The organism is Sciscionella sediminilitoris, from assembly GCF_000737195.2.
In the GTDB taxonomy this organism is placed as follows: domain Bacteria; phylum Actinomycetota; class Actinomycetes; order Mycobacteriales; family Pseudonocardiaceae; genus Sciscionella; species Sciscionella sediminilitoris.
The window spans coordinates 1-5,762 of record NZ_JALM01000165.1 but is presented as its reverse complement, the minus strand read 5'-3'; the positions used below and the strand labels follow the sequence as shown (position 1 = coordinate 5,762).

Sequence of the window (5,762 nt, the reverse complement as noted above, 5' to 3'; positions counted from 1 at the left end):
CTCGAGGTCGCGCTCTACCGGCTGGTCGAATCCTGGGGCGTCGTCCCGGACTTCCTCATCGGCCACTCCATCGGGGAACTGGCCGCCGCACACGTGGCCGGGGTGTGGTCACTGGCGGACGCGGCCGAACTGGTGGCCGCGCGTGGCCGGTTGATGAGCGCGTTGCCCGGCGGCGGCGCGATGTGCGCGCTGGAGGCCGAGGAGGACGAGGTCCGGGCCGCTTTGCCGCCCGGAGCCGATATCGCCGCCGTCAACGGCCCGCGTGCGGTCGTGGTCTCGGGCACCGCGGACGCCGTCGGGCGGGTGCAGGCCGGGTTCACCGAGCGCGGACGGCGGACCAAGCGACTGCCGGTCTCGCACGCCTTCCACTCCGCCCTGATGGACGACATGCTCGCCGAGTTCGGCGCGGTCGCCGCGAACATCACCTACCGGGCGCCGAGCATCGCGCTGGTCTCCAATGTCACCGGGCGGATCGCGGAAACGGACGAGATCACCGACCCCGGCTACTGGGTCCGGCACGTGCGGGAGGCCGTCCGGTTCGCCGACGGGGTCCGCACGCTGGCCGAGGCCGGTGTCACCCGGTTTCTCGAGCTCGGCCCGGACGGGGTGCTCTCGGCCGCGGGACAGGAATGCGCGGACGGCCTGTTCGTTCCCGCCCTGCGCCGGGACCGCCCGGAACCCGAGACTCTTGTCGCGGCGCTGGCCGCGGTGCACACGCACGGTGGCACGGTCGGCTGGGCGGAAATGCTGTCCGGGGCGCGGCCCGTGCAGCTGCCCACGTATGCCTTCCAGCGCGAGCGTTACTGGTTGCCCGCCACCGCGGGAACCGGGGACGCGGCCGGTCTCGGTCTCGGTTCGGCCGAGCATCCGCTGCTCGGCGCGGTCGTCTCGGTGGCCGACGCCGACGGGCTGCTGCTCACCGGAAGCCTGTCCCTGCGGACCCACCCCTGGCTGGCCGAGCACGTCGTGCACGGCCAGGTCGTGGTGCCCGGCACCGCGATGGTCGAGCTGGCCGTGCGGGCGGCCGACGAGACCGGGCTCGCCGTCCTGGACGAGCTGACCCTGCAAACCCCGTTGGTGGTACCGGAAACCGGCGCGGTGCAGGTGCAGTTGTGGGCGGGTGAACCGGACGAGTCCGGCCGCAGGCGGCTGACCGTCCACTCGCGACCGCACGGCGCGGGGGATTGGACGTTGCACGCCATCGGATCAATTTCGGCGTCCTCGGTGTCCCCGGACTGGGAGCTGACCGAATGGCCACCGCCGGGTGCCGAATCCGTTCCGCTCGACGGCCGGTACGCGGAGCTCGCCGCGGCGGGCCTGGACTACGGCGAGACCTTCCAGGGCCTGCGCGCGCTCTGGCGTCACGAGGGAGACGTCTACGCCGAGGTTGCCCTTCCGGAGAGCGCCCGCGAGCAGGCGTCCCGGTTCGGCCTGCACCCCGCGTTGCTCGACGCCGCCCTGCATGCCCTGGCCTCCGGGGACGGTCCGGCGCGGCTGCCGTTCGCGTGGAACGAGGTCGAATTGCACGCCGCCGGTGCCGCCGAGCTCCGGGTGCGGCTGACCCCGTCCGGCACGGATACGGTCACCCTGCGCGCCGCCGATGGCACCGGTGCGCCGGTCGCCGGCGTCGGATCCCTTGTGGTGCGCCCGGTCTCGGCCGGTCAGCTCCGGCCGTCCGCGGTCCGGGACGGGCTGCACGAGGTGGTGTGGCGGCCGGTCACCGCGGCCGAACGGGTTCCGGAGTGGGCGAACTGGCCCGAGGCGGCCGAGCTCGTCGTGCACCACGCCACCGGCACGGATGTGCGCGCCCTGACCGGGGAAACGCTGGACGTACTGCAGACCTTCCTCGCCGAACCGCGGTTCACCGATTCCACGCTGCTCATTCACACCACCGGGGCGGCGCTGGACCCGGCGGCCGCCGCGGTGTGGGGACTGGTGCGCAGCGCACAGTCCGAGCACCCCGGCCGGTTCCGGCTCGCCGACACCGACGAGCTCACCGAGGCGGTCCTGGCCACCGAGGAGCCGCAGCTGGCCGTGCGCGAGGGCGAGCTGTGCGTGCCGCGACTGGTCACCCCGGAATCGGCCGGTCGGCTGCAGCCACCGTCCGGCAACTGGCGCCTCGGCATGGCGGGCAAGGGAACGCTGGATCAGCTCACCCTGGAACCGGTCACCGAGGATCCGCTCGGCCCGCTCGGCGTGCGGGTGGCCGTTCGCGCTTCCGGGCTGAACTTCCGGGACGTGCTCAACGTGCTCGGCATGTATCCGGGCGAGGCCGGGCTGCTTGGCAGCGAGTTCGCCGGAACCGTGCTCGAGGTCGGCACGGAGGTCACCGATCTGCGCCCCGGGGACGAGGTCATGGGCCTCGTCTCGGGTGGGGCGGGACCGGTCGCGGTCGCCGAACGCCCGATGCTCACCCGCAAACCGGGGGAGTGGAGCTACGAACAGGCCGCGACCACCCCGCTGGTGTTCCTCACGGCCTACTACGCACTCGTCGACCTCGCCGGTCTGCGTGCGGGGGAGTCGATCCTGATCCATGCCGCCGCGGGAGGCGTCGGTATGGCCGCCACCCAGCTGGCCACGCACCTCGGCGCGGAGATCTACGGCACGGCCAGCGAGGGCAAACAGCACGTGTTGCGTGCGGCCGGGCTGGACGAGGAACACATCGCCTCGAGCCGCACCCTCGCCTTCGGTGACCGGTTCACCGGAATCGATGTCGTGCTGAACGCACTGGCCGGGGAATACGTCGACGCGTCCTTGCGCACGATGTCCGCGGGCGGGCGGTTCCTGGAGATGGGCAAGACCGACATCCGTGAACCCGAGGGCGTCACCTACCGGGCCTTCGACCTGATCGAGGCCGGTCCGGAACGGATCGCGCAGATGTGGGCCGCACTGACCGAGTTGTTCGAATCCGGCGCGCTGACCCCGCTGCCGGTGCGGTCCTGGGATGTACGGGAGGCGCCCGAGGCGTTCCGGTTCCTGAGCCAGGCCAGGCATATCGGCAAGGTCGCCCTCACGATGCCGCGGGCACTCGATCCCGCGCGCACCGTGCTGATCACCGGCGGCACCGGGGGACTGGGCGCGCTGGTGGCACGCCACCTGGCCGAGGAGCACGGCATCCGGAAGCTGCTGCTCGCCAGCCGCCGCGGCCCGGACGCGCCGGGTGTTCCCGAGCTGCGTGCCGAACTCACCGAACTGGGCGCCGAGGTCGAGGTGGCCGCCTGCGATGTGACCGACCGCGGATCCGTGGCCGCGCTAGTCGACGGGGTCGAACTGACCGGTGTCGTCCATGCCGCCGGGGTGCTCGACGACGGCACGATCGACGCGCTCACCCCGGAACGGCTGGATTACGTGCTCGGTCCGAAGGCGGATGCCGCACGGCATCTGGACGAGCTGGCCGGAGACGTCGAACTGTTCCTCACCTTCTCGTCCTCCGCGGGGGTGCTCGGTGCCCCCGGACAGGGCAACTACGCGGCGGCCAACGCGTATCTGGACGCGCTCGCCGCGCAGCGCAGGGCCCGCGGTCTGGCCGGTCAATCCCTGGCCTGGGGCCCGTGGGCCGCGGGTATGGGCGAGGCGATGGGGGAGGCGCACCTGGCCCAGCTGCGTTCCGCGGGCACCCCGGCGCTGACCGTCGAGGAAGGGCTCGCCCTGTTCGACGCGGCACTGGCGGCCGGTCCGGCACTGGCCGTACCGATGAGGTTCGACCAACCGGTGCTGGCGGCGAGCGCGGCGAGCGAACCGCTGCCCCCGATGCTCGGCGCGCTGGTGAAACCGGGCCGTCGCACGGCCAAGCGGGGCGAAGGGCAGGATTCCTCGTTCACCCGCAGGCTCGCCGCACTCACCGGGGCCGAACAGGACCGCGAGCTGCTGGACCTGGTGCGCAGCCAGGTCGCGCTGGTGCTGGGGCATGTCACGGCGGCGACGGTCGAGCCCGGCCGCGGCTTCATGGATATCGGATTCGATTCGCTGACCGCGGTCGAACTGCGCAACCGGCTCGGTTCCGCCACGGGACTGCGGCTGCCGTCCACGGTGATCTTCGACTATCCGACTCCGGTCGCGCTTGCCGGTTATCTGCGCGCCGAACTGGTGGGGGAGCTCGCGGCGGGCCCCGGGACCAGCGCCCGCGTCGCCGACGATGAGGAACCGATCGCGATCGTGGCGACCAGCTGCCGGTTCCCCGGAGGAGCGGACACCCCCGAACAGCTGTGGCGGCTGGTCGCCGAGGGCCGCGAGGGCCGCGGCGAATTCCCCGCCGACCGGGGCTGGGACCTGGCCACCTTGCTCGATCAGACCCCGGGCAAACAGGGGGTTTCACATCCGCACACCGGTGGTTTCCTGCCCTCGGCCGGAGAATTCGACCCGGAGTTCTTCGGTATCTCGCCGCGCGAGGCGCTGGCCATGGACCCGCAGCAGCGGCTGCTGCTGGAGATCGCCTGGGAGGCCTTCGAACGGGCGGGTATCCGGCCGGAAACCTTGCGCGGCAGCGATACCGGAGTGTTCACCGGTGCCATCTACCACGAGTACGCTTCCCGGCTGACCACGATCCCCGAAGAGGTCGAGGGGCTGCTCGGCACCGGGACCTCCGGATCGATGATGTCCGGCAGGGTGGCCTACACCTTCGGCTTCGAGGGCTCCGCGGTATCGGTGGACACCGCGTGCTCCTCCTCACTGGTGGCCATGCACCTCGCGAGCCAGGCGCTGCGGTCCGGGGAATGCTCGCTGGCCCTCGCCGGTGGGGTCACGATCATGGCCAACCCGGATCCGTTCGTGGACTTCAGCAAACAGCGTGCGATGGCGATCGACGGGCGCTGCAAGGCATTCGCGGACGGCGCCGACGGCGTGGCCTGGGGGGAGGGCGCCGGGTTCGTGCTGCTGGAGAAGCTTTCCGATGCCCGGCGCAACGGGCACCCGGTACTGGCACTGCTCAAGGGTTCCGCGGTGAACTCGGACGGCGCCTCCAGCGGTCTCACCGCGCCCAACGGTCCCGCCCAGCAGCGGGTGATCCGCCAGGCACTGGCCAATGCCGGACTCTCCGGCACGGACGTGGATGTCGTGGAGGCACACGGAACCGGAACCCGGCTCGGTGATCCGATCGAGGCGCAGGCCCTGCTGGCGACCTATGGCCGGGACCGTGCGGAACCGCTGCTGCTCGGCTCGGTGAAGTCGAACCTGGGCCACACCCAGGCCGCTGCGGGCGTCGCCGGAGTGATCAAGATGATCGAGGCGATGCGCAACGGGGTGGTGCCCGCGACCCTGCACGTCGACGCTCCCTCCGCACAGGTCGACTGGGCGGCCGGGGCCATCCGGGTGGCCACCGAAGCCCAGCCGTGGCCGGAAAACGAGCACCCGCGCCGGGCCGGTGTGTCCTCCTTCGGGTTCAGCGGAACCAACGCCCACGTGGTGCTGGAGCAGGTTCCCGAACCGGAACAGGAGCGGGAGACCGCACCGCCCGCGCTGCTGCCATGGGTGCTGTCCGCCCGGTCCGAACAAGCTCTGCGTGCCCAGGCCGCGCAGCTCGCCGAACTCACCGCCGATCCCCTCGACGTGGCCTGGTCGCTGGCGACGGCACGCACCGCACACGAACGGCGCGCGGTGATCCTGGGAACGGACGCCACCGCGCTGCGGGCCGAACTCGCCGCGTTCGCCGAAACCGGACGTGGTCCCCACATCGTCACCGGCAGGGCGGTCACCGGCCGCCTCGCGGCGCTGTTCACGGGTCAGGGTTCGCAGCGTTGGGGGATGGGGTCGGGTCTGTACCGGGC

At 72.0% G+C, this 5,762-nt stretch carries 1 protein-coding gene; it reads left to right on the top strand.

The window, feature by feature from the left end; all coding sequences use genetic code 11:
* Positions 1–5,762: type I polyketide synthase (locus tag AD72_RS34665; RefSeq protein WP_031470887.1), on the top strand; the 5,762-nt coding region annotated here is incomplete at both ends.